This window comes from Chryseobacterium jejuense (assembly GCF_900100075.1).
Lineage (GTDB): Bacteria > Bacteroidota > Bacteroidia > Flavobacteriales > Weeksellaceae > Chryseobacterium > Chryseobacterium jejuense.
Genome location: NZ_FNEG01000005.1, coordinates 270,490 through 296,588, shown reverse-complemented (window position 1 = coordinate 296,588; position 26,099 = coordinate 270,490). Strand labels below are relative to the sequence as shown.

At 34.7% G+C, this 26,099-nt stretch carries 25 protein-coding genes; 18 read left to right on the top strand and 7 right to left on the bottom strand.

From position 1 onward, the window contains the following. Window positions 1–37: 37 nt before the first annotated feature. The 7 genes from BLS98_RS16560 (at window position 38) to BLS98_RS16530 (ending at window position 9,804) form a co-directional block, all read left to right on the top strand. Complete coding sequence (locus BLS98_RS16560) at window positions 38–1,387, top strand: T6SS phospholipase effector Tle1-like catalytic domain-containing protein (RefSeq protein ID WP_089737624.1); 1,350 nt, start codon at window positions 38–40, stop codon at window positions 1,385–1,387. 347 nt (window positions 1,388–1,734) lie between these two features. Continuing rightward, window positions 1,735–3,663 carry an ABC-F family ATP-binding cassette domain-containing protein gene (locus BLS98_RS16555; protein WP_089737623.1) on the top strand — a complete coding sequence of 643 codons (1,929 nt, stop codon included), beginning with the start codon at window positions 1,735–1,737 and terminating at the stop codon, window positions 3,661–3,663. 147 nt (window positions 3,664–3,810) lie between these two features. Continuing rightward, entirely contained in the window at window positions 3,811–4,164 is a 354-nt protein-coding gene (locus BLS98_RS16550) for a hypothetical protein (protein WP_089737622.1), read from the top strand. Window positions 4,165–4,423: 259 nt separating this feature from the next. Then, complete coding sequence (locus BLS98_RS16545) at window positions 4,424–6,808, top strand: TonB-dependent receptor (RefSeq protein WP_089737621.1); 2,385 nt, start codon at window positions 4,424–4,426, stop codon at window positions 6,806–6,808. A 50-nt stretch (window positions 6,809–6,858) separates the two neighbouring features. After that, window positions 6,859–7,431: a hypothetical protein gene (locus BLS98_RS16540; protein ID WP_089737620.1), complete on the top strand. Its 573-nt coding sequence runs from the start codon at window positions 6,859–6,861 to the stop codon at window positions 7,429–7,431. A gap of 136 nt (window positions 7,432–7,567) precedes the next feature. Further along, window positions 7,568–8,902, top strand: coding sequence for a trigger factor (locus BLS98_RS16535; protein ID WP_089737619.1), 1,335 nt, complete (start codon window positions 7,568–7,570; stop codon window positions 8,900–8,902). 215 nt (window positions 8,903–9,117) lie between these two features. Continuing rightward, window positions 9,118–9,804, top strand: coding sequence for a hypothetical protein (locus BLS98_RS16530; protein ID WP_089737618.1), 687 nt, complete (start codon window positions 9,118–9,120; stop codon window positions 9,802–9,804). 144 nt (window positions 9,805–9,948) lie between these two features. On the opposite strand, the gene BLS98_RS16525 is transcribed toward BLS98_RS16530, so the two are convergent. Next, the gene (locus BLS98_RS16525) at window positions 9,949–10,533 is read right to left on the bottom strand and encodes a DUF3109 family protein (RefSeq protein ID WP_089737617.1); all 585 of its coding nucleotides are present in this window, start codon (window positions 10,531–10,533) and stop codon (window positions 9,949–9,951) included. 6 nt (window positions 10,534–10,539) lie between these two features. Then, window positions 10,540–11,445, bottom strand: coding sequence for a DUF6427 family protein (locus BLS98_RS16520; RefSeq protein WP_089737616.1), 906 nt, complete (start codon window positions 11,443–11,445; stop codon window positions 10,540–10,542). 42 nt (window positions 11,446–11,487) lie between these two features. Between BLS98_RS16520 and BLS98_RS16515 the strand changes: the two genes are divergently transcribed. Continuing rightward, the gene (locus BLS98_RS16515) at window positions 11,488–11,721 is read left to right on the top strand and encodes a DUF6341 family protein (protein ID WP_045500551.1); all 234 of its coding nucleotides are present in this window, start codon (window positions 11,488–11,490) and stop codon (window positions 11,719–11,721) included. Window positions 11,722–11,804: 83 nt separating this feature from the next. Here BLS98_RS16515 and BLS98_RS16510 read toward each other — a convergent pair whose 3' ends face one another. From BLS98_RS16510 to BLS98_RS16490, 5 genes are all read right to left on the bottom strand, one after another. Continuing rightward, window positions 11,805–12,242 (bottom strand): universal stress protein, encoded by a 438-nt coding sequence (locus tag BLS98_RS16510; protein ID WP_089737615.1) that lies wholly within the window; start codon window positions 12,240–12,242, stop codon window positions 11,805–11,807. 59 nt (window positions 12,243–12,301) lie between these two features. Then, window positions 12,302–12,907, bottom strand: coding sequence for a fumarylacetoacetate hydrolase family protein (locus BLS98_RS16505; RefSeq protein ID WP_089737614.1), 606 nt, complete (start codon window positions 12,905–12,907; stop codon window positions 12,302–12,304). Between the two features lie 74 nt (window positions 12,908–12,981). Beyond that, window positions 12,982–13,383, bottom strand: a complete 402-nt coding sequence (locus BLS98_RS16500) for a putative signal transducing protein (protein ID WP_089737613.1) — start codon at window positions 13,381–13,383, stop codon at window positions 12,982–12,984. 2 nt (window positions 13,384–13,385) lie between these two features. Continuing rightward, window positions 13,386–14,150, bottom strand: a complete 765-nt coding sequence (locus BLS98_RS16495; protein WP_089737612.1) for a 3'-5' exonuclease — start codon at window positions 14,148–14,150, stop codon at window positions 13,386–13,388. A 61-nt stretch (window positions 14,151–14,211) separates the two neighbouring features. Then, window positions 14,212–14,925: a CDP-alcohol phosphatidyltransferase family protein gene (locus BLS98_RS16490; protein WP_089737611.1), complete on the bottom strand. Its 714-nt coding sequence runs from the start codon at window positions 14,923–14,925 to the stop codon at window positions 14,212–14,214. An 89-nt stretch (window positions 14,926–15,014) separates the two neighbouring features. Between BLS98_RS16490 and BLS98_RS16485 the strand changes: the two genes are divergently transcribed. From BLS98_RS16485 to BLS98_RS16440, 10 genes are all read left to right on the top strand, one after another. Continuing rightward, window positions 15,015–16,943: an LTA synthase family protein gene (locus tag BLS98_RS16485; RefSeq protein ID WP_089737610.1), complete on the top strand. Its 1,929-nt coding sequence runs from the start codon at window positions 15,015–15,017 to the stop codon at window positions 16,941–16,943. Between the two features lie 123 nt (window positions 16,944–17,066). Then, complete coding sequence (locus tag BLS98_RS16480) at window positions 17,067–17,486, top strand: DUF2147 domain-containing protein (RefSeq protein WP_089737609.1); 420 nt, start codon at window positions 17,067–17,069, stop codon at window positions 17,484–17,486. A gap of 101 nt (window positions 17,487–17,587) precedes the next feature. Continuing rightward, window positions 17,588–18,085, top strand: coding sequence for an RNA polymerase sigma factor (locus BLS98_RS16475; RefSeq protein ID WP_089737608.1), 498 nt, complete (start codon window positions 17,588–17,590; stop codon window positions 18,083–18,085). Between the two features lies 1 nt (window position 18,086). Beyond that, on the top strand, window positions 18,087–18,704 hold the full coding sequence (locus BLS98_RS16470; protein WP_089737607.1) for a hypothetical protein: 618 nt from the start codon (window positions 18,087–18,089) through the stop codon (window positions 18,702–18,704). Window positions 18,705–18,805: 101 nt separating this feature from the next. Continuing rightward, window positions 18,806–19,786, top strand: a complete 981-nt coding sequence (locus BLS98_RS16465) for a pyruvate dehydrogenase complex E1 component subunit beta (RefSeq protein WP_089737606.1) — start codon at window positions 18,806–18,808, stop codon at window positions 19,784–19,786. A 120-nt stretch (window positions 19,787–19,906) separates the two neighbouring features. Next, complete coding sequence (locus tag BLS98_RS16460) at window positions 19,907–21,901, top strand: KUP/HAK/KT family potassium transporter (protein ID WP_089737605.1); 1,995 nt, start codon at window positions 19,907–19,909, stop codon at window positions 21,899–21,901. Window positions 21,902–21,968: 67 nt separating this feature from the next. After that, entirely contained in the window at window positions 21,969–22,442 is a 474-nt protein-coding gene (locus BLS98_RS16455; protein ID WP_002976876.1) for a Fur family transcriptional regulator, read from the top strand. Window positions 22,443–22,445: 3 nt separating this feature from the next. Continuing rightward, window positions 22,446–24,188, top strand: a complete 1,743-nt coding sequence (locus BLS98_RS16450) for an OstA-like protein (RefSeq protein WP_089737604.1) — start codon at window positions 22,446–22,448, stop codon at window positions 24,186–24,188. A 9-nt stretch (window positions 24,189–24,197) separates the two neighbouring features. Next, entirely contained in the window at window positions 24,198–24,785 is a 588-nt protein-coding gene (locus BLS98_RS16445; RefSeq protein WP_089737603.1) for a hypothetical protein, read from the top strand. 27 nt (window positions 24,786–24,812) lie between these two features. Then, window positions 24,813–25,988 carry an aspartate aminotransferase family protein gene (locus tag BLS98_RS16440; protein WP_089737602.1) on the top strand — a complete coding sequence of 392 codons (1,176 nt, stop codon included), beginning with the start codon at window positions 24,813–24,815 and terminating at the stop codon, window positions 25,986–25,988. Window positions 25,989–26,099 lie beyond the last annotated feature (111 nt).

Here is a 26,099-nt window from a genome sequence, read left to right as displayed (position 1 = left end):
GCACAGAGAAGATCTGTAATAAAAAATTAACAAAAGAATGAATGTTAGTAGAGTGATTTCCGTCGGGATTTTCTTTGACGGCACGGGAAACAATGGAGTAAATGCACTTTCATCAGACAAACCGCTGAATAATAATGAAAGCTATCACGGTGCATTCACCAATATCTATAAATTGTACAAATCATTTATCGGTAATGAAAAAATATATATCGAAGGAATAGGAACCATCCCAGGCGGGGAAGATAGTAATTTCGCCATGACAACATGTGCCAATCCGCCCTATGGAAAAGGATATGCTTCAGATGATAAACTTCAGAAAGCAGAAGATTTTGTACAAAAAATTATCCATGATGAAGGAGATGAATATCATTTTTACCTATATGGGTTCGGAAGAGGAGGAATGCTGGCAAGAACCTTTAGTCATTGGCTTTTCTCAAACTATTCTTTTGCTAAGATAAGGGTGAAGTTTTTAGGAGCTTTTGATACCGTAGAATCAAAACCATTTAATACATATGATCTGCGCGTGCCTGATCAGGTGGAAAACGTATTACATATTTGTGCAGTCAACGAATGCCGGTTCTTTTTTCCATTAACTGGTATTTTTGAGAATTCAAAAATGATGCAGGATTGCCGGTTTAGAAATAATACATCCACCAGGAAAGAAATTTTTGTTCCGGGTGCTCATGCAGATATTGGTGGTGGCTATCTGGAAGGACCACAATCAGTTTATATTTCTACAAATTTTGCCAATACAGATGATCTGATTGGCTATATTAAAAATATAAGAAATAGAAAAACAGATGCCGAAGGAAATAAAATATGGGACGCTTTACTTTCAGAATTCGGAGTAGAAAGAAAAGATGCTTTTTCTAAAGCCTACCTCTGCAGAAATAAAGTGTATAACGAACTGTCAAAACTATATGGAAAACTGATGTTGCAGGAAACGAATGCCATTTCACCTGTTTTTGCATCAGGAAAAGATTTTGAAACAGATTATCACAGACATCCTTTACTAGAAGACTTATATGAAGAAATGAGGGTTTATGTAAAAGATCTTTTCATAGATAGAAAACCAGTATACAATTACAGTAAACTGGCGGATTACATCCATATTTCAGCGAATTTCGGACTTTTTCATGATGGTTTGTCGAAACGATCCGAGTACGAAGTGAATGTTGAACTTCTCAACAACGGATTAAATGTTTCAAGCAGCACCATGGTAGATCAGAAAAGTCATGCAAGGCTTTCTGCTGAGCTTCATCTTCCTGAGGATAATTTTGTAGCTGAATTTCTATACGGAACAAGTGTTCCCAATAACGATATCTGGACTCGTTCAATTATCAAAACTCCGGTAACAAGACTGGATGAAATAAATAATAAATGCTAGTCCTTATTTAGTTTTAAATTTTAGGTTGGGGAGCACTATGTTAGGTGTTCCCTTTTATTTGGAGTGTATTTTAGATCAATAAGTATAACTACTGAACCTTGAATTTGATATTTTATACTGTCGTTTTTAGGTTTCGATTCCTGTTACTTTGATATTTATATAAATATTGCACCTTCAGGATCCTCATTGGTATAGCTTCTTAATGTTTTTTTAAATAAATTTTACTGGAAAATCAGTCTATAAAAAGCTTCCTGTTTTGGGTCGTTTTTTTATTTCTGGGCTATTCATTTCTTTTTCCGTATTTTTGCACCCGAAAATTCATTATTCATTACTAATTATTAATTACAATGCTTTCGGTTCAAAGTTTAGGATTACATCATTCAGGAAATTATTTATTTCAAAACGTAAATTTCACCATTAAAAAGGATGATAAAGTAGGGCTCGTAGGAAAAAATGGAGCAGGTAAATCTACTTTATTGAAAATGCTGTCCAAAGAAATTAATTTCTACGAAGGAGAGGTTGTAACAGAAGGAAGCATTACCATTGGTTTCCTGAAGCAGGATCTTGATTTCGTAAAAGGAAGAACCGTTTGGGCTGAAACCATGCAGGCTTTTGAGCAAATTAATGCATGGAAGAATGAGCTGGAAGAGGTTAATCACCAAATGACTGTAAGAACTGATTACGAAAGTGATTCATACACGGATTTGATTAATAAAATGACCGAGCTGAATGACCTTTTAATGAACCATGATGCCTACAACTTGGAAGGCGACATGGAAAAAGTGTTGTTTGGTTTAGGATTTAAAGCCGATGATTTCCAAAAAATCACTGATGAATTTTCAGGAGGATGGAGAATGAGAATCGAATTGGCAAAACTTCTTCTTCAAAAGAATGATATCATGCTTCTCGATGAGCCTACCAACCACTTGGATATGGAATCCATCATCTGGCTTGAAAACTTCTTAAAAGATTATCCTGGAGCAATTGTTCTGGTAAGTCACGATAAGCAGTTCATGACCGCTGTTTGTAACCGTACTTTTGATATCAATAATAAGAAAGTTGACGATTATAAAGCCAACTATACCAAATATCTGGTGATGCGTGAAGATCGCCGTGAAAAACTGATTCAGGCTAAAAAGAATCAGGATGCGGAGATTAAGCAGATGGAAGATAACATTAATAAGTTCCGTGCAAGTGCTACTAAAGCATCGTTCGCACAGTCGCTTATTAAGAAATTAGATAAAATTGAGCGTATTGAAGTAGATAACGAAGACGTTTCAAAATTCAATATCCGTTTCGTACAGTCTATGGTTCCTGGAAAAGTGATTTTCGAAGCAGCTAAACTTGGAAAAGCTTATGGCCAGAAACAAATTTTTGATGATGTAGATTTCATCGTTCAGAGAGGAGACAGAATTGCGCTTTTAGGACAAAACGGACAAGGAAAAACAACACTAGCTAAAATTCTGGCAGGAGATATTAAAGATTATTCAGGAGCTTGGAATCTTGGGCATAATGTAAACATCGGATATTTTGCACAGAATCAGGAAGAGGTTTTAACACCTAATAAAACAGTTCTTGAAGAAGCAGAAGATGCTGCTACAGAAGAAACGAGACCTAGAGTAAGAGACTTATTAGGATCTTTCCTATTCCAGGGAGATGCTGTTTCTAAGAAGACAAAAGTACTTTCCGGAGGGGAGAGAAACCGTTTAGCACTTTGTAAACTGTTGCTTCGTCCTTTCAACACTTTGATTATGGATGAACCTACCAACCACTTGGATATTCAGTCTAAGGAGATTATTAAGTTGGCATTACAGAACTTTGAAGGTACGTTGATTGTAATCTCTCACGACAGGGAATTCCTTCAGGGGCTTTGTGATAAAATCTATGAGTTCCGTGATGGAAAAATGAAAGAATTCCTGGGAGACATCAACGAATATCTTGAATACAGACAAAAAGAAAGCATCAGAGAGATTTCTGCAGAAAAGGCGAAGCTTCATAGCGAAGTGAAGGAAGAACCTAAGAAAGTAGAAGAAAAACCTGTTGTGAGTACTAGTCAGACCTCAAATGTTATCACTAAAGAACAGAAAAATATTCAGAATAAAATCAAGAAGGTAGAAGAAAAAATTTCTGAGCTTGAAACTAAAGTAGAAGAAATGGAAGCTTCTTTCGCTAAAGAAAATCCTTCCGAAGAAACTTTAGAAAAATATAATAAAGCTAAAGAAGAGCTGGAGAATGCTCTGCAGGAATGGGAATACTTAGGAACCCAACTTGATTAATTCATCATACAAAAGCTTCATAATTTACTTTATGAAGCTTTTTTTTGTAACAAAATATCATTCTTTTCTACTTATCAATAGTGAATCGTAAAAGTAATTTAATGGAAGTTGTAGCTGAAAATTAAATTATTTTCATAATTTTGAACCATGATTAAAGAAAGCAGAAACTTAAAAGTATTTATTTCCAGGCTATTGTTTGGAGTATACTTCATCGCGCTGCTTTCTCAGAGCTTTCACCATCACGAATCTGTAGATTATTTTAAGGCGTTTAACCTTAAAAAAGTCGAAAATTCTATAACGAAAGCTATTTCTAAAGAGAAAGCGGGTGACTGTCTGGCCTGCCACTTTTTGGTGACCGGACACACATTAGCTCCTGAAGAATTTAGCTTTAGCTTTGAGCATTATACGCACGAAGTAAAGCAAATTATCGCTATTCAGGAAAAAATCTGGTCTCAGACCAAATTTACCTTTCAACTTCGCGGACCGCCCGCAATTTCCTAATCAATACATTCTTATTGGGTTTATAACTCTATGTCATAGAGTTTAAATGTTCACTGTTTAAAGTTATTGAAAAATAGCTTTTAGTTCGTAATGAGTAAATACTCAGCTGCTTACTTCTATAATTTTAAATGATGGCTTTTCATCATTGAAACATTTTACACGGTATCTTATAAATGGTATCAAGAATCTAAGCCCATTCAATAAATTTTAACGAAAAATGTACCTTTCATTAAAAGGGTACGCAATCAATCTATTTACAATGAAATTGATATATTGCCTGTTGCTGATCTTTTGTGGATCGGTATTTACGAGTGCACAGAAAACATATACTGTACAAGGAACGGTTCAGGATTTTCACGATAAAACGATGCTGGAAAATGCAGTAGTGAAGATTGGGAACTTTACAGCGAAAACAGATAAAAAAGGAGTGTTTTCCCTAAATAAAGTTCCTGCAGGGAAGTATACACTCATTGCAAAACATCCTGATTGCAATGATTATACTGAAAATATAGAAGTTGCTCAGGATGTTCATCTGGTTATTACATTGGAACATCATAGCAATGATATTGAAACCATTACAATACATGGAAATCATAAAAATAATGGTTCACTGGTTATTAAAACAGTCAGCAAATCTGATATAGAAAAGAATTCTACAGATAATCTGGGGAATTTATTATCTAAAATTTCAGGGGTAACTGCTTTGAAAACCGGAAATAACATCTCAAAACCCGTTATTCATGGGCTTTATGGAAGCCGTATCAGTATTTTGAATAATGGAGTACGACTGGCAGAACAGGAATGGGGAGTAGAGCATGCTCCCAATGTTGATATCAATAATTTTCAGCATATTGACGTGATTAAAGGAGCATCTGCCTTGAAATATGGAAGCGATGCCGTAGGTGGAGTTGTAGTGATGGAGCCGGAAGTTTTTCCTAAAAAGGATACAATTAAAGGGGCAATTGGGCTTACCGGAATTTCTAACGGAAGAGGTCTTGGAGTGGATGTAGATGTTGCTAAAACCTGGAAAAACGGCTGGGCTGTAAAATCAGGTGGAAGTATCAAAAAACTAGGAGATCAAAGTGCTCCTGATTATAATCTGAAAAATACAGGAATGGATTTTTCATCCTTCAATTTTACTGTTCAGAATAATACCTTTGAAAGAGGAATTTCTTTTGATTATTATCTCACTAATCAGAATATTGGGATTTTAAGAGATTCGCATGTCTCTACAAACGGAGATTATGAAAGAGCGATGAATGCCAACCCTCCTGTTTATTCAGGAAAGTTTAGTTATGATATTGATAATCCGAGACAGGTTGTTGAACATCATATTGCTAAGATTTCAGCATTCAAAAGATTTGAAAATATCGGAAAACTGTCAGCAACATATAGCTATCAGTACAATCACAGGCAAGAATACGATATCAGAAGAGGAGAATTGAAAGATACTCCGGCTCTTGATCTGGAACTAATGACCCATCAGTTTAATATTAATGATCTGATAGAAAGAGGGAAATGGTCTCTGGAAACAGGGATTGATGCTGGGTTTCAGAATAATTATTCAGATCCGGCGACAAAGGCAAGACGTCTGATCCCGAATTATGATAAATATTCTGCAGGAGCTTATTCTATTTTCAAGTATAAAATTTCACCTGAATTCAATTTTGAGACAGGAGCAAGATATGACTTCACCCGTTACGATGTGACCAAATGGTATGATATGAGTGACTGGGAGAAATTATATGCAGATACTTATCCACAATTTTATGTGAAGACAGATCAGAATAGAATTTTGACACGTCCTCAGCTTAATTATAATAATGTCTCCTTCAATGCAGGGTTGGAATATCGCCCCAATGCAAACTTTGATTTGAAATTTAATTATGCAAAAGTAGGCAGATCACCGAATGTTGCAGAATTGTTTTCAGATGGTCTGCATCATTCTGCAGGAGTGATCGAAACAGGAGATATGAGTTTAAAAAACGAACAGGGACATCAGTTTAATTTAAATATTGATTCAAAATTCAATGTTTTGAAAGGGTTGAATGTTTCTGTAAATCCTTATTTATTCATTACTAAAAATTTCATTAATGAAGTTCCGGTGGGAATCAAGGGAACAATAAGAGGTGTCTTTCCGGAATGGGAATACCAACAGATTGATGCAAAGATGTATGGAGTTGATTTAGATGTTAACTGGAAACTGACAGATGACCTTACCTATGTAGGAAAAGGAAGCTATGTCTATGGGAAGGATGATACAAACAACGAACCGTTGATTCTAATGATGCCACCAAATTTCTCCAATGCATTGCAGTTTAAAAAACAAAAATGGAATAATTTCTATTTCACTGTTGAAAATCAAACGTTTTTAAAGCAAACCAGATTCCCGATCAGAAATATACCCTTGGAACTTTATGAAAATGGTGAACTGGTAGATAAAGTACTGGATATTAGTACTCCACCAAAAGGGTATTCACTTTGGAATATCCAAACCGGAATTAACATCAGTAAAAACTTTTCTGCAGGACTTATCGTAAACAATCTGTTCAATACTTCATACAGAGAGTATCTGAATCGTTTGAGATTCTTTGCAAATGAGCCTGGAAGAAACTTTATTGTAAGCTTTAGATATAAATTCTAAAGATCTTAAAACTATTTAATCAAAATTTTACAATTTTAAAATTCTTAAAAATGAACAAACTATTCAATACTAAAAATATTATCAAATTATTAGCGGCTTTATTTATTACTGTTACAACAGTTATTTCCTGCCAGAGAAATGGCTCTGCAGAAGAAGATGATCTTCCTCAGGAAGAACTTACGAACATTGTTCTGTTGGTAACCGAAGAGGGAACTACAAATACAATTTCGTATGACTACAGTATCGGAGCGGGTGGAACGCCAACGATTCCTCTTAAAGATGGGAAGAGTTATACTGTTGAAGCAAAATTCAGAAACGGGAATGAAGATGCTACTAAGGAAATTATTGAAGCTAAAAACGAGCACTTTTTGATTTTTGATTTTCCAAAGTCTAATATTACTGTTGAAAGACAAGACGGAGGCGATTTAAGAGGTGATGGAAAAAGAGTAGGGTTAAGAACAAAATGGACAGTTGTAAAAGCTGTAAACGGTGAGGCACCATTCTTAAAATTAACTCTTATTCACTCTCCGCAAAGTGTAAATGACGCTAAATCAGGAACTGCCTGGGGAAGCGTAACAGGAGGGGAAACCGATGCAGAAGCGAAATACAACCTAAGTAATTAGGAATAATTAATCTTGTTTAAGCCACCGAAACTCTCGGTGGTTTTTTATTTAACAATATTTGGCTGTATTAGTTGATTTTAAATGGGTGATTCTCATAAAAAATTCATATTTTTGCAACCTAAAATTTTAATCAATAATGAAGGTTACCGCACAAAACCATGATGATGTAAGTGCATTGCTTACAGTGACATTGGAAAAATCTGACTACAAAGAAAAAGTAGAGAAGCAATTGATTAATTATGCTAAAAATGCGCAAGTTCCTGGATTCAGAAAAGGGAAAGTGCCTTTGAGTATGGTTAAAAAACAATATGAAGCAGGAATTGCATTTGAAGAAATCAACAGACAGGTTTCTGAAGCTTTGAACAGCTATGTTAACGATAACAAGTTAAGATTAGTTGGTCAGCCTATTCCTCAGCCAGTAAACGAATTCGATTACAATGCTGATCAGCTTGAAGTTGCTTTTGAAGTAGGATATGAGCCTGCATTTACTATAGATTTAGCTAAATATGAAGCGCCTCACTACAAAGTAGAAGCTTCAGAAAAAGAAATCAGCAAGAGTATTGAAAACATGCAGAAGCGTTTCGCTGAGCAAGTTCCTCAAGATAAAATCACTAAAGATTCTTACATCGCTTTAGAGGTTTCTCAAGTTGTGGAAGAAGATGCTGAAGGAGAACACCACCACCACCCAAAAAACATCACTGTTACAGGTGAAAACAAAGAAGCTTTCAAATTAGTAAAAGCTTTAAAAATGGATGGATCTGTAAAAGTAACTAAAGAAACTCTTGCAGGTGATGAAGAATTAGCTAAAGAATTAGGATTCAGCAAAGAAGAAGTAGAGCACCTACACCACAATGAAATTGAAGTAAAAGTAAAAGACTTCTATTCATTAAACTTAGCTGAACTTAACCAGGAGTTATTCGACAAAGTATATGGAGAAGGAAACATCAAGTCTGAAGACGAACTTAAAGATAAAGTTAAGACTGAATTAGACGAGTATTTCCAACAAAATGCTGATGTTCACTTTGTGAATAAAGTATTAGAGCAAGTTACTGAAAAAGAAGTAGTAGCACTTCCTGAAACTTTCTTAACAAAATGGTTAATGTTCTCTAACCAGAACGTTCAGTCTGAAGAGCAGGCTAAAGAAATCCTTGAAGCTGAGAAAAACCAATTGAGATACCAGATCATCGAAGGTAAATTGATGACTGATAACGAAATTAACCTTGAGTATGCTGATGTATTGGCACAAGCTGAGCAGTTAGTGAAAAACCAATTGGCTATCTACGGAATCCACCATTTAGGTGATGAGGAGATCCAAAAATATGCTGTTGAAATGTTAAAAGATCAGGAGCAAGTAAGACAAATCTCTTCTGAAGTTGCTATGGCTAAATTAAAAGATGTAATTCTTGAAAAAGCTAGCAAAAAAGAAACTAAAATTTCTCACGACGAATTTTTAGAAGAACTTAAAAAATAATTATACTCAGATATAAATATTTTAAAACCGTCAATTTTTTGGCGGTTTTTTTTTATTTCTGTTCTTTTGTTCTTTGTCTAAGTATCTTTCAGTATCGCGACTATAATTCATCATTCATCATTCATCATTCATCACTTATCACCCATCACTCATTACTCATGATTTATGTATGTCCGCCATTATTCCTATATTTACCCTTTAAACTTATTACATATATGAAAAAGATCATCATTCCATTTTTCTGTGCCGTACTATTCTCTGTTCCGGCAGCAGCTCAGAAGAAAGATGCCGCTTCTGTAACAACAGAGGCTGTAAAATCAAAGTTAACGGCTAAAGAAGTATTGGATAATTACTTTAAAGCATTAGGAGGAAAAGAAAAATTAGAGGGTGTAAAAACTCTTTATATGGAAAATACCATGTCTGCTCAGGGAATGGAAATTACCATGACTACCAGAAAAATGGGCAACAAATTTAAGTCTGTACAGTCGCTTATGGGGCAGCAGATGGTTCAGTTTTTTGATGGTGAAAAAGGATATTTTGACCAGATGGGAAGCAAAACTGCAATCCCTGCAGATAAAGTTGCTGAGCTTAAAAAAGCAAGACCAGTGGATGCATTAGCATTTGACGGAGCTACTTTTCAAAATGTTACCGTAGAAAAGCTGGATGGTAAAGATTATAACGTATTGTCTTCAGATAAAGGAAAATTTTATTTTGACACTGCAACAGGACTTTTATATAAAACGCTTGCAGGAGAAGGAAACGTAACGATTAAAAGCTATATGACTGTAGACGGACTACAATTCCCAGCTGATGTAGAAGCAGAAGGAGCTGGTCAGAAGGTGACTATTAAAACTACTAAAATTACAGTAAATTCCGGAGTAACGGATGCTGATTTTAAATAGTTAGAATAAGGGAGCCTGAGGCCGGAAGCTGGAAGTTATTGATGGGAAATCAATAGGAAAACACCTCCATCATCAAGCTTCCATCCTAATTACATAAAAAAGCCGGAATGTAGTATTCCGGCTTTCTTTTTTTATTCAGGTTGTCTATGAACCATATTCTTTCTTCCATTCATCGGCAGCACCGCTCAGAACATTGTAAAATTCTTCGCCATACTTTCTGATTAATGGGGTCTTCAGGAATTTATAAACAGGAACCTGAAGCTCTTTTCCAAGCGTACAGGCATCGCTGCATACATTCCATTCATGATAATTTAAAGCTGTAAATGCAGAGTATTCCGTAACACGGATAGGGTATAGGTGGCATGAAATAGGTTTCTGCCAGTCTACGGCACCATCTTCATATGCTTTTTCAATACCACATTTCGTAATTCCTTTATCATCAAAAGTTACATAAGCACATTCACGGTTTTCTACCATGGGAGTAACATACATTCCATCGTGTGGATCGGTAGTCCATGTACCTTGCTCTTCAAGGGCCTTAATGCCTTCCTGAGTAAGATAAGGTTTGATCTTGTCAAAAATACCGTCCAGTATTTCGAGCTCGTTTTTGTCCAGTGGAGCTCCAACATCACCTTCCACACAACATGCCCCCTTACATTTGCTAAGGTTGCACACAAATTCTTCGGAAAAGATTTCCTCAGAAATCAATTTATCGTCTATCTGAATCATAATTTTCTAAAATAAATCAAAATACGTACCTGCTTTAAAGGTAAGTAAACTTAAAATAATAAGCCATAAGCCGGCCTCTTTCATCCAATATTTGGGTAGGAATCTCATCATTCTGCTCAGAATAATACTTGACGGAAACGCCAGAAGTAATAAGTATTCATAGCTTTTATTCATGTATAGAATGATGGTAATAAGCTGAGCCAGGGAAAAGACCAACAGAAAAGTATATTTATATCTGCTTATCGGGCTTTTCTTATTATAGTTTTGAAAATGGTCATATACGGCATAAATAAGCATCAATGCCACTGGGATTAATGGGAATAACTCCGTATAATCTGTTACCGGTTTCATCTTTCCAAATGGGAAGTAATCAATATTCCATGAAGTGAATTGCACAAAATACATCACAGAGAAATAACTGAACACAATCAGAATCATTCCTAAAAGGAACCTGAAAAGATTTAACCCTACTTTGGCTGAAGTAGCAATCACGTGAATGATTACAAAAACCGCCATGGGCCAGGTCGTAGGAAGAAAAATGAAATTCAATGCTACGATGGCACCTACCAATACATAAGATTTCTTCCTTATATCTTCATCGGCACTCGTTAAGAGTAAGATGAGGAAGGAATTGGTTAACAGTGAAACTGCGATTCCTATGTCTAAATTACCCGGATATAGTCCAAAAATAAAGAACGTATATAAAAATAATGGGAGATGGGTCTGATAATTAAGGGCAATACTATGAAAACAAAAATATCCCAAAGCAATTCCCAAAAATGTAATCCCTGCAATAATTGCCTCATAAGTATTGAAATTCAGTATGTTAAATATTACGACTACTAAAAGAAGACAACCAATATAAACAGGAATTGAAAAAATATTGCTTTCTTTTGAAAGTAATTTAAACATTTTTTATAAATTTGTGCAAAGTTAATTTAAAAAAGGAAAATAATGACGTCTTTCTTTCTATTCTTAAGCAAAGTTTTCAAATCGAGTTTCGCATTCTTTGATACTTTCGGAAATGTTTTAAACTGGATTCTATTTATAGTTTGCTGTGTATTATTCACTTATTGGTGCTACGTACTAGTTGTAACCCTAGGTGGTGACAAAGATAAAGACTATTATTCTCCAACGGAAGGTAAGCACCCTTACTACGATCCGAACATCTACAAAAAAGAAGGTTAATTAATTGGTTATATAGTAAAAAACCGATCAAATAATTTATTTGATCGGTTTTTTTATTACTAACGATTAAAATTTTCTTTTACTTAGTCGTGGATTGGAAGTACCAAAACAGGGATATTTGAACTCTTTGTAAGTCCTTTGGTAAGACTTCCTACAAATACATCATAAATTCCGCTTCTTCCGTGTGATCCCATTACAATATAATCAGCATTTTTTTCCTTAGCATATTCAAGGATAATATCTTTTGCTAATCCTTGTTTTAGAAGATGCTCACAATCGATATCATGGGCAATGATTCTTTGCTCAATTTTATTAAGCTGAACCAATTCTTCCCTGATTTCATTGGCTTCCACTTCCGGAAAATATTGAAATCCCATATCACCAATCGCAAAGCCGATGTCTGATGGTGCAACATGGATTAGGTAAATTCTACCATTAAGTTGTTTTGCAAATTTTATGGCACCTTCTACCAGCTGGTCTGTTTTGTCCCCAAAATCTACGGGTAATACAATATTGATCATAACCTTTCATTTTGTTACCTAAAGATATGAAAAATTTACCAGACTTTTATATTAAATACTTATAATATTCGGATGTCAAGCATTTTTTCTTCCCCAAGGTAAGCTTCCAGAATGTCTTTTTCCTCTACTTTTCCAACTCCTTTTGGGGTGCCTGTATAAATAAGGTCTCCTACTCTTAAAGTGAAATACTGAGAGGCAAAAGCAATAATATCATCAAAACCGAACAACATATCTTTCGTATTTCCATCCTGAACTTTTTCTTTGTTTTTCAGAAGGGAGAAAGAAAGGTTATTAAGATCAAAGTTCTCTTTTTTAAAGAAATTTCCTACTACAGCAGAACCATCAAACCCTTTAGCAAGTTCCCATGGTAACCCTTTTGACTTTAATTCGCTCTGAAGATCTCTGGCTGTAAAATCTATTCCTAAGCTCAATTCTTCGTAATGTTTGTGAGCCGTTTCCTTCTGAATGTATTTTCCACCTTTAGATACTTTTATGACCACTTCCAGTTCATAATGGATGTCATTGGAGAATTCAGGAATATAAAAATCATTTCCCTTTAAAACCGCTGTGTCCGGTTTCATGAAAATAACAGGGTTCTCTGGAATGTCGTTTCCTAATTCTTTAGCGTGTTCGCTGTAATTTCTTCCTATGCAGATGATTTTCATAACTTTTTTATTTTTTACTTCGTCATTGCGAGAAACGAAGGCGTCTTTTTAATGATGTAAATGTTTTATTGTGCTTATTCGTGGGTAAATTCATTTCCACAATAATAACACACAAATTTATGGCTTGTCAGAAATGAAATGCCAAAAAAACTGGTAGCTCTGTCATCTCTGTAGATGTGATTGGAGCTGCATTTTGGACATACAAAATCAAATTCCGGATCTTCAATCGTATGTTCTACTTCTAACGAATATTGCTCATTGTCTTTATAGTCCTGAAGAACCTGAGTTGCTTTTTCCCTATCTTCTTCAAAAACCTGAAGCTGAATGCCGCCTACAGCTTGAGAAAGCAGCCAATCCGACTGAATAAGCTGTTCATTCGCAATGAAACTATTGATTCCGTTTTCAGCCAGAATCTGCTTGTCCCTGTTAGCTTCAAGGGCAGTTTCATAAAATTTAAAACGAACGAGGTTAGACATATTTAAAATTTGCTAGACAGTTGAATCTTAGTGAATACTTTTTTCGTATACAAAGGGAAGTCTGCATTCTGAAGCCATCCGAAATATCCAAGATCCTTCTGAAAAACAGCTTTTACACCTTGTCCTTTATACTTTCCGAAGTTGAAAACCTCTTCCTGCTTATCATTATATCCAATAAATCCGGCAAGATCTGCATTCTTATTATGGAAAGTGAATTCGCTTAATTGGGCAACTTCATTCGGAATATCGTCATATTTTCCAACCTGAGCGTCCAGAACTTCGAAGGTTGCCATCACATCTGCTTCTGCAGAGTGTGCATTTTCTAATGTTTTCCCACAGTAAAACTGATAAGCTGCTCCTAAATTTCTAGGTTCTTTTTTGTGGAAAATAGTCTGGGCATCTACCAATTTGAATTTGCTAAGATCAAAATCCATTCCTACTCTTAATAACTCTTCAGCTAAAAGAGGAACGTCAAATCTGTTGGAGTTAAAACCACCCAGATCCGTACCGGTAATCATTTCCATCACCTTAGAAGCTATTTCTCTGAAGGTAGGAGCATCTTTTACATCCTCATCGTAGATTCCGTGAATTTCACTGCTTTCTTTTGGAATGGGCATTTCAGGATTTATTTTCCAGGTTTTGCTTTCTCTGGAGGCATCCGGATTTACTTTTAAGATACAGATTTCAACAATTCTGTCTTTTCCGATGTTGGTTCCTGTAGTTTCCAGATCAAAAATACAAAGTGGTTTATAGAGTTTTAAGTTCATGTTAATCAATAATAATTTGAAAATATGTTCATCAAAAATCAAAAGTTTTACCCTTTGATTTCTATTTTAATTGTCTTTGAAAAATAAGTGATACCAATATATAATAAATAACCAGCATCGGAATTCCTACAGTCTTAAAGATTACAAGAATAGCAATTCCGCCTACTAACAATACCACTTTTGGATAGTTGTCTTTTAATGCTTTGGATTTAAACTTCATTGCCATCATTTTAATAGGGCTAATGAGAAGCCATGAAGTAAGGAATGAAAGGATAATCAACAGTAATGCATTTTCAAACAAGAAACTGAAAGTTCCGGTTTCCTTAAAAGCATAGTATAATCCAAATAAAAGAACGGTGTTGGTTGGGGTGTTTAATCCTTTAAAATAATACCTCTGTTCCTCATCAAGATTGAAGATCGCAAGTCTTAAGCATGAGAAAACGGTTACTACCAAACCAATATACTTAATTTCAAAAGGAAAATGTAGTCCAAGAAGTTCAGCACCGAATGGCTCTAATGCTTTATACATAGTAAGGCCCGGGATCACTCCAAAACTCACCATATCCGCAAGAGAATCAAGCTGAAGCCCCAGATTAGAGTTTGATTTTAAAGCTCTGGCTACAAATCCGTCAAAAAAATCGAAAATAGAGGAGAGGATAAGGCATATTGCCGTTGTTTGATAGTCTCCTAAAATAAGATGTATTACACCCACACAGCCTGCAAATAGATTAGCCAGGGTTAAGGCATTAGCCAGATTATTCTTTATAAAATCCATAAGTACAAAATTACAGTTTTTAAAAATTCTAACTCAAAATAATATGCACTAAAAAACGCAATAAAGTGATTTTGATGTAAATTTGCCCCATGAAATTTTTAAAAGGATTTAGAAAACAGGAAGTTCTGGCACTGCTTTACAGGATTTTTTTAGTCTATGCTTTTTACCAGATCGCAAGACTTTTATTCTGGTATTTTAATAAGGATCTGATTAAAGTAGACTCTGTTTCAGAGTATCTTAAGTTGGCATATCATGGTACAGCCTTCGATACGACGGCTATTTTGTATGTGAATGCATTATTTATACTGTTAAGTCTTTTACCCTTGGTAATCAATACAAAGAAAGGGTTTCAGAAAGTCCTCTTCTGGGTTTATTTTCTGACGAACGGATTAGCGTATGGCATGAACTTCGGGGATTTTATTTATTATAAATTTTCACAATCAAGGCTTACTTCAGCTGTATTTCAGGTAGCAGAGCATGAATCTAATGTTTCTCAAACGCTGATGATTTCTGTTGGACAGCATCCTTTTGTGCTGATTTGGTTTATCGTTTTAATGGGATTGTGGGTTTTCCTTTATAAAAAAGTAAAGGTAGATGAAATAAAGCCAACACAATTACTTCCTTATTTTTTATCTTCCATTGTTACTTTGTGTATCACCGCTGTTCTGGTGGTAGGAGGAATCAGGGGAGATTTCAAACATAGTACAAGACCTATCAATATGGTGGATGCTACCCGTTTTGTAACCAACCCATTGCAGGGGAATTTGGTTCTGAACAGTACGTTTTCATTCTTCAGAACGTTAAACACCAATAATTTCAAGGAAGTTCATTTTGTAGATGAAAAATATATTGAAGAAAATATACATCCCTATAAACTATATGACAGAAAGGTGGAAAACCACCCCAATATTGTTATTTTCATTGTAGAATCTTTTGGCAGAGAGTATTCCGGAGCATTTAATAAGGATAAGAATATTAAAGATTACGTTTCCTATACTCCATTTATGGATAGCCTGGCAACACAAAGTCTTATTTTTCCGAATACTTTTGCGAACGGAAGACAGTCTATTCATGGGATGAGCAGTGTTTTGGCTGGAATTCCGAGTCTTACGGATGCTTTTACAGGATCTCCGTACTCCAATCAGAAAATTCAGTCGATTGTATCTGTTTGTAATGATCTGGGATATGATACGTCATTTTATCATGGTGCACCTAATGGTTCTATGGGATTCCTAGGATTTGGAAATATTTTAGGATTCAAACATTATTTCGGAAAAACAGAATACAATCATGATGAAGATTTTGATGGGATGTGGGCAATCTGGGATGAGCCATTTCTTCAGTATTTTGCTAAAAATGTAGGGAAAAAGCAGCCTTTTATGACTACAGTATTTACAGCATCTTCTCATCATCCATTCAAAATTCCTGAAAAGTATCAGGGAAAATTCAAAAAGGGGAAAATAGAAATGCATGAGCCGATACAGTACACGGATTATTCCATTAAAAAATATTTTGAAACGGCTAAAAAACAACCTTGGTTTAACAATACGATTTTCGTTTTTACAGGAGATCATACCAACCAGATCTATTATCCGGAATATGAAAAGGCAATGAACCGTTTTGCCGTTCCATTGGTGTTATATTCTCCAAATCCAGCATATCAGCTTAAAGGTGAAAATCAGGAAATGGCTCAACAAATCGATATTTATCCAACACTTGCTGACCTGATTGGTTATAATAAACCTATCAGAAGCTGGGGAAGAAGTCTGGTAAGTGATAAAAAATATCCGGGAATTATGGTGAATTCGGATGGAAATAATGAACAGTTTATGATTGGAAATTATATCTATCGATTTGATGGCAAGGAAATTGTGGGTGTATATGATAAAACGGATCTTGCTCTTGAAAAGAACCTTATTGGCCAGCTGAAAACCCCTGAAGTAGAACGAGGGAAACAAACTGCAAAAGCATGGTATCAGGATTATATGGATAGAGTGATTAATAGGAAGCTTAGATAAGTAAATCCATTTGTAGGCTCTTTTATGCTTTGTATAATAAAAGTTTTTGTTCGTTAAGAATTAATTTATATTTTTATCAATACATAGAAAAGTATATTGTATTAAAATTAAAACTATAGAAATATGAAAAAAATAATGTTAACATTCGCGCTTTCTTTATTTGGTGTGATGACTTTTGCGCAGATAGAAGGAAAGTGGAAGACAATAGATGATGAAACTAAACAAGCTAAATCTATTGTAGAAATCTTTAAGAAGTCAGACGGGAAGTATTATGGGAAGGTTTCTCAACTATTGATAAAACCTGCTGATCCTAACTGTAACGTTTGTAAAGATGACAGAAAAGGAAAACCGATTTTAGGATTGGAGGTAATCAGAGGTATGAAAAAAGAAGGTGATGAATTTACAGGAGGTACTATTACAGACCCTAAAACAGGAAAAACATACAAATGTACCATTACAAAAAGCGGAGATAAGCTTAATGTAAGAGCATATTTGGGGGTATCATTATTCGGAAGAACCCAGACTTGGGAGAAAATTAATTAATATAAGTTTAAATAGAATTTTAAAATGACATTTCAGAAATGAAATGTCATTTTTTTTTGAAAAATTATGTAACGAAAATAAAATCTCCCCACTTATAGAATATGAGCACCGGACAGGAGAAAACATTTGTAGAATTTTTTAAGCCTAATCAAAAGCTTATCCATAAAATATGCAGGATATATACAGATAATGCTGAAGATCATGATGACCTTTTTCAGGAAATCACCATCCAGCTATGGAAATCTTTTCCAGGTTTTAAAGGAGAAGCTAAATTTTCTACCTGGATGTATCGTGTAGCACTTAACACAGCGATTACACTATTCAGAAAACCTCAGAAACAGAAGGCGCAAACGGTTGATATTGATGTTTCAACCCTCAAAATAGAATATGAGGCTTACGAAGATGAAGAACATAAGCTTCAAAAAATGTATAAAGCCATCTATGAATTGTCTGATGTGGAAAAAGCTTTAATCATGATGTATCTGGAAGATAAACCTTATAAAGAAATAGGAGAGATCCTTGGAATTACAGAAGGGAATGCAAGGGTGAAAATGAACAGAGCCAAAAATAATTTGAAAACCAAAATAAACACAAAATAGTATGGACGAATTAGAATTACTGAAAAAAGATTGGAACAAGGCATCAGACGATTTTAAAGAATATTCTGAAAATGAAATCTATAATATGATAAAACATAAATCTGTTTCCATCACCAAAACATTGCTGCTTATTGGAGGAATTGAGATTATATTATGGACCTTGTACGGCTATCTTGATCAACAGTTTCCCTATCTGAGAGTGGCTATGTTTTTAGTTTTTACAGGATTAATTATTTATCTGTTCAGTAAAATGAAAACCGGGCAGAACAGTATTGCATTAATGAAAAGTATTATGAATCTGAGAACGCTCATATTAGCATATGCATGTATTTCTTTGATGTTGGCGGTTGTTGATAGTATTATTCATTTCGATCATAATGTAAAAGATTTTATAGCAGGTTCTAAAGATGGATGGAATACAGCTCATCATATGAATAAATTACCCACTAATCCTGATACAATAGTCCCTGTAATGGCAAATTATATTGTTTTTGCAATTGTTTTGCTCATCACCTTTTATCTTTTGTATATAATTTATAAAAGAACTTATGGGAAAATTTTACATGATCTTAGAAAAAACTACAAAGAACTCAGCTGCCACGAAGAAAACCCTATTTAAATAAAATTAATATTAAGGCGTTCCATTCAAATGAGATACCTTTTTTGTTATGTTAGTAATAAAAAATCACTATTTTTGTAGTCTAAATTTTTCAAATAAATATGGCAGAATATACTTTTCGTGAGGTAATTGCACAAGCAATGAGCGAGGAAATGCGTAAAGACGAATCCATCTTTTTAATGGGGGAGGAAGTTGCAGAATACAATGGTGCGTATAAAGCTTCAAAAGGAATGTTGGATGAATTTGGTCCGAAAAGAGTGATCGATACACCTATTGCTGAGCTTGGTTTTACAGGAATTGCTGTAGGAGCTGCAATGAATGGTAACAGACCAATTGTAGAGTATATGACGTTCAATTTCTCATTGGTAGGTATTGATCAGATTATCAATAACGCAGCGAAAATCCGTCAGATGAGCGGAGGTCAGTGGAACTGTCCTATCGTTTTCAGAGGTCCTACTGCTTCTGCAGGACAATTGGGAGCTACACACTCTCAGGCTTTTGAAAACTGGTTTGCAAACGTTCCTGGTCTTAAAGTAATCGTTCCTTCAAACCCTTACGATGCAAAAGGATTGTTGAAAACAGCTATCCAGGATAATGATCCTGTTATCTTCATGGAATCTGAGCAGATGTATGGTGATAAAATGGAAATTCCTGAAGAAGAATACTACTTACCAATAGGAAAGGCAGAAATTAAGAAAGAAGGTACAGACGTTACTTTGGTTTCTTTTGGTAAAATTATGAAGCTTGCTATTCAAGCGGCTGAAGATATGGCAAAAGAAGGAATCTCTGTAGAAGTTATTGATCTTAGAACAATTCGTCCACTGGATTTTGATACGATTTTAACATCTGTAAAGAAAACAAATAGATTAGTGATCTTAGAAGAAGCTTGGCCATTTGGGTCAATTTCTTCCGAAATTACTTATATGGTACAGCAAAAAGCATTCGATTACTTAGATGCTCCAATCAAGAGAATTACTACTCCTGATGCACCTGCACCTTATTCAGCAGCATTATTTGCAGAATGGTTCCCTAAACTTGAAAAAGTAAAAGAGGAAATCAAAAAAGCGATGTACGTAAAATAATGATAGATTATAGAGAAAAACTTCCGAAAGGAAGTTTTTTCATTTATTATATTCATGAAGAAAAGTTCTTGACGTCATAAAATTAGTATAAATTTGCGCCTTTAAAATAAATAAGCTGATATGGCAGAAGTTACAGAAGAAGGTTATCATTTTGATATAAAGAAACTTTCTTTTATTGGAGTTTTAGTGTCTTTGGGAATTGTTTTTGGGGACATTGGTACCTCTCCGCTTTACGTAATGAAAGCAATTGTAAATGCGAGATCTCAAGGTAGTAATATGCCTTTCAATGAATATATAGAAGGGGCTCTTTCTTGTATTATTTGGACGCTTACCCTTCAGACTACCATAAAATATGTAATTATTGCGTTAAGAGCAGATAATAAAGGAGAAGGCGGGATTTTAGCCCTATTTTCCTTAGTTAAAAACCTTAAAAAAGGTTGGCTATATCTTATTGCAATTGTAGGAGCTGCAGCACTTATTGCGGATGGGGTAATTACCCCTTCGCTTACAGTAATGTCAGCAATAGAAGGGCTTGAGATCTATAATCCTCATACCCCTGTTGTTCCTATTACTATTGGAATTCTTATCGTAATATTTGTGGTACAGCAATTTGGCACTAGTTTTATTGGTAAATTTTTTGGACCAGTAATGGTAGTTTGGTTCCTAGTATTAGGAGGCTTGGGAGTTATGCATTTGAGTGAAAACTTTGAAATCCTAAGATCTTTTAACCCTTATTACGGCTACAAGCTAATTGTAAACTCTCCAAGTGCTATTGTTATTCTTGGTGCAGTTTTTCTTTGTACAACTGGAGCTGAGGCTCTTTATTCAGACCTAGGACATTGTGGGGCCAAAAATATAAGAGTAAGCTGGGCATTTGTGAAAATTATGCTTATTCTAAACTATCTTGGGCAAGGAGCTTGGCTTTTGACCAACTATAATAAACCTGGATTCTCTGTTGTAAACCCATTCTTTGGTATTATGGAAGAATGGATGATTATACCAGGGGTTATCTTAGCAACAGCCGCTGCAATTATTGCAAGTCAGGCCTTAATTACAGGCTCTTTCACAATTTTTTCTGAAGCAATGTCCCTCAACTTATGGCCTAATCAAAAAATTGATTATCCTTCCGGAGTTAAAGGACAAATGTATATTCCTAGAATCAACTGGGGACTTTTAATTTTATGTATCATCGTGGTTCTTCATTTTAGGGAATCAGGAAAAATGGAAGCAGCATACGGACTTTCCATTACAGTTACCATGTTGATGACCACAGTCTTATTAGTCTTCTGGTTATTGAAACATAGAGTAAGTAAAGTACTGATCCTTCTTTTTGCTTTAGTATATATGGCGATTGAATTAGGTTTCTTCAGTGCTAATATTATTAAATTCATGGAAGGCGGTTGGATTACTGTTGTATTGGCTGGGTCTATTGGAATTTCCATGTACGCATGGTACAACGGAAGATTAATAAAAACAAGGTTTATTCAGTTTGTAAAAATAGAAAAGTATATTTCTATTCTTAAAGACATGAAATTGGATGAAACCATTCCAAAATATGCTACAAATCTTGCTTATTTAAGCCGTGCTAAAAGAAATGATGAAGTAGAATCTAAAATTATTTATTCCATCATCAAAAAGCAGCCGAAGAGAGCAGATCATTACTTTATTTTAAGTATTGTAAATCAGGAAGATCCATATACATTCAAATATACAGTAGATGAAATTCTCCCGGGAACTGTTTATAAGATCAATTTCCTTTTAGGATTTAAAGTAGACCGAAGAATTAATGACTATTTCAATATGGTGTTGAAAGATCTTATGGCAGACGGAACCATTCCTTCAAGAAGCAGCCATCCGTCTTTAAGAGCTCATAATATACCGCCGGATCTGAAGTATGTTATCATTGATAACACCTATATCAACGATATCCTTTTAACTGTTAAACAGAAGATTACCCTCAATATTTACAACTTTGTGAAGTATATCGGAAGTGATGACTTTAAGGCTTGGGGAGTGTCTTCTCATAACGTTGAAGTGGAATCTGCACCAATTACAGAGCTTACAGTTTATGACAACAAAATTGAACAATCCGGGTACTTTCGTCATAACCCTTAATTGCAAGAGCATTTAACCATACTATCTATTTAAATAAAAATCAATAAATTTGTAGATAATTTTTTTAATGGATACAATACAAAAAGAAAAAAATATAGCTTTAATCAAGGATGTTTTAAGAAACTACTTATTAGAAAAAGGGTTTAGAAACACTCCTGAAAGATATACGATATTAGAAGAAATTTATAATATGGATCATCACTTTAATGTTGATGATCTGTATCTTCTGATGATGCAGAAGAAATACCATGTTTCTAAAGCAACTATTTATAACACTATTGAGATTTTCCTTGATGCAGGTTTAATCCGTAAGCATCAGTTTGGAGAAAAAACCCTTACTTCTTCATCTTATGAGAAGTCTTATTTTGACAAACAGCATGATCACCTGGTGATCTACAAAAAAGACTCAGATAAAGAAATCGAAGAAATTATTGAATTCTGTGACCCAAGAATACAAGGAATCAAAGAAGCCATTGAAGAAGCATTTGGCGTAAAAATTGATTCTCATTCGCTATATTTCTATGGCACTAAGAATGACTAATTAATGAGAATAATCCTTTTTCTGTTTATCTTTATTTCTACGCTTAGCTTTGCGCAGGATAAAACTCCTGTGAAGAGAGATCCTTATTTACAGAATCCCTCTACGGCTCAACCCAAACAGCTGAAACCCGAAGATAAAGTAAAGATCATCCATGCGGATGAAATAAAAAAAGACCCAGCTAAATACGATGGGAACCAATATTTTATTGGAAATGTTCAGATTGAACATAAAGGTTCAGTGCTTACAGCAGATGAAGTGATCATCTATCAAGAAGAGAATTTCGTAAAAGCAATAGGTAATACAAAACTTCAAAATGCAGATGGCTCTGTAATCACTGCAGGAGAAATGGAATATGATGGTAATACTCAAAAAGGTGTTGCCCGTAAAAATGTTGTCCTTACAGATCCAAAGCAAACGATCAAAACAGATATTCTGTACTATGACAGGCTTGCCAACCAAGCTTATTTTAATACAGGAGGAACTATTTCCGATAGTCAGGGAAATGTGATGTATACTAAGTCTGCAACCTATTTTCTCGATACCAAAATGATTGATTTTGTTGGAAACGTTAAAATAGACAATGCCCAGTACATCATTGAAGGAGTTAATATTAAGCAGAACCAGAATACCAAAGTAGCCGAATTTTTCGGACCTACTACTATTACCAACAGAGCTAATCCAAAAAACAGGGTTTACACAGAAAGAGGAACCTATAGAATGGAAACCAAAGAAGCTTTCCTGAATAAGAATTCCAAGATCTTTTATAATGATAAAATCCTTACCGGTGATGATATGTACTTTAATCAGATCACAGGTTTTGGTAAGGCTACCGGTAATGTAACTTTGGATGATCCTAAAGAGAGAAGGTATATAAAAGGAGGATATGGTGAAATCTTTGAAAAAAAAGATTCTTCAATGATGACCAAAAATCCTTACGCTGTAAAAATCATGGAAAAAGATACCGCCTATTTTGCAGCAGAAAATATTATATCTTACCAAAAACCGGATTCTTTAGATATCAAAATAAAGAAGAGTTTTTTAAGAGCCTATAAAAAAGCAAGAATATACAAATCCAATGCACAGGGAAGAGCAGACTCTATTGCTTTCAATGAAACGGATGGTGTTATGCACATGTATACAAAACCTATCTTATGGAGTGGTGAAAAACAGGTAACAGGTGATAAAGTGGAAGCCTATTTCAATACCCAGAATGAAAATATAGATTCTTTAAAAGTAATTGGAAATGCTTTTGCCATTAGCAAAGTAGACTCTTTAACTCTGAAAGATGAATTCAATCAGGTAAAAGGTAAATATATGACAGTTTACTATCAAGGTAACGACATTAAAGAAGCCAGGGTAGTTGGAAATGCACAGTCTATTGCTTATGTAGATGATGTAAACAAAGAAACCCAAAAGCCCGAAAGAATTGGGATTACACTTTCAGCCTGTGGTATTATTGGTGCTTTATTTGAGGACAGAGCTTTGCAGATTATTTCCTGTAGTATTGGTGCTACCGCTGATACCTATCCCATGAGTAAAATAGAACCTTCAAAAAGAAAGTTTCCGGATTTCAACTGGAATACCAAAGACCGGATCAGGAAATGGCAGGATGTATTAGTTGATAGTCCGAATTATGAAGAAATTAAATATTCTTCAGATAATGAACTCTATGATCAGGCTCAGAATGCTATAGAAAAAGAAAGGGCCAAAGAAGAAGCCAAGAAGCCAAAAAGAGTTAGGAAATAAGGTATTATTATGAAAAAGATATTATTGTTGTTATTTTTCCCTGTAGTGATTTTTTCACAAAATTTACAAGAAGGTGAATTTATATGGAGTAAGGAAAGAAAATTACAAAAAGAAGATTATAAGTTAATAACTCGTGATAATAATGTTCCAATAAGATCGGCGATCAATTTTTCTTATCATTTGAGAGGTTTTAATGTCTTTAATAATAATTTTAATAGAAATATTATCAACAAATTTTCCAGAAATTCTTCAGCATTAAATCCAGTTTCAGATAACATCTCGGCTATGATAGCTTATCAGCAATTGAATTTTGATCTATCTGAAGTGTATGCCCGAAAAATGAGAAAGGAACTTCTTATTCATAAAAATAAGCTTTGGAAAGGATTTGATTACGCTGACAGTATTTTTAATAATCTGACAGTTGAATATGTCAAAACTCAAGCTTTAATGAATGAAGAAACACATTATGGACTTAATGTTCAGAAGCTTCAAGATTGGAATCAAAAAATAAACGATGAGTTGGAAGGCCTTTCCGAGTTTGATTACAATAACACATCTAAAATTAAGATAAAGAAAAGTTCTAAAGAAGATATCTGATTTAGAATTCTATAAAATATTTCCGAAATGCAGAAAGATTTTTTTACATACCAAGCGCAAACAACCCAATTTGCTGCAGGCTTTGAAGTTGAAAAAGCGGAAGGAAGCTATATCTATGGTACAGATGGCAGAAAATATCTGGACTTTGTAGCAGGGGTTTCTGCCAATACATTGGGACATTCACATCCTAAAGTGGTTAATGCCATCAAAGAACAAGCTGATAAATATCTTCATGTAATGGTATATGGTGAATATGCCCAGGATAAGCCAATAGCGCTTTGTAAGTTGCTTGCAGAGGCTACTCCGGATCCTTTAGAAGTTACTTATCTTGTAAACAGTGGAGCGGAGGCGATTGATGGAAGTTTAAAGTTGGCAAAACGATATACAGGAAGAGAAGAAATTGTTTCTTTTAAAAATTCCTATCATGGAAATACGCATGGAGCTTTAAGTGTTTCCGGAAATGAAACTCATAAAAGAGAATTCCGCCCGTTATTGCCGATGGTTACTTTTATTGAATTCAATAATGAAAATGATTTCGATAAGATTACAGAAAAGACAGCTTGTGTCATTCTGGAAACGATCCAGGGAGCGGCAGGTTTTTTAGTTCCAAATAATGACTATCTCATAAAACTGAAGAGAAGATGTGAAGAAGTAGGAGCTCTTTTGATTTTGGATGAAATTCAGCCGGGATTCGGGAGAACCGGAAAACTATTCTCTTTTGAACATTTTGGAATTGTCCCTGATATTCTTGTCATGGGAAAAGGAATGGGAGGAGGTGTGCCTGTGGGAGCTTTTATGAGTTCTAAAGAAATGATGGAAACATTATCTCATTCTCCAAAGTTGGGACACATTACGACTTTTGGAGGAAACCCACTGATTGCAGCAGCGAGTCACGCTACCTTGAAAGAAGTTCTTGAAAGTGGCTTAATGGGAGAAGTTGAAGAAAAAGAAAAACTGTTCAGAGAGCTTTTAGTACATCCAAAGATTAAAAATATCAACGGTAAAGGCCTAATGCTTGCGGTGAATCTTGGAGAGCCGGAATATACCTTAAAAGTAGCTAAAAAATGCATGGAGAACGGACTTATTGTTTTCTGGCAATTATACAGAAATGAATATCTGAGAATATCTCCGCCCCTTACATTATCTCTTGAGGAAATTAGAGAAGGTTGTCAGATTATACTTGATATTCTAAATGAAGATTAAAGATAAAATCTCTCCAAATGGGGAGATTTTTTTTTATGCTTAACATGGTAATTTTAAAGGTTAATACTTAACATAATACATATTTTTTATCTCTGATAAATATCATGCAGA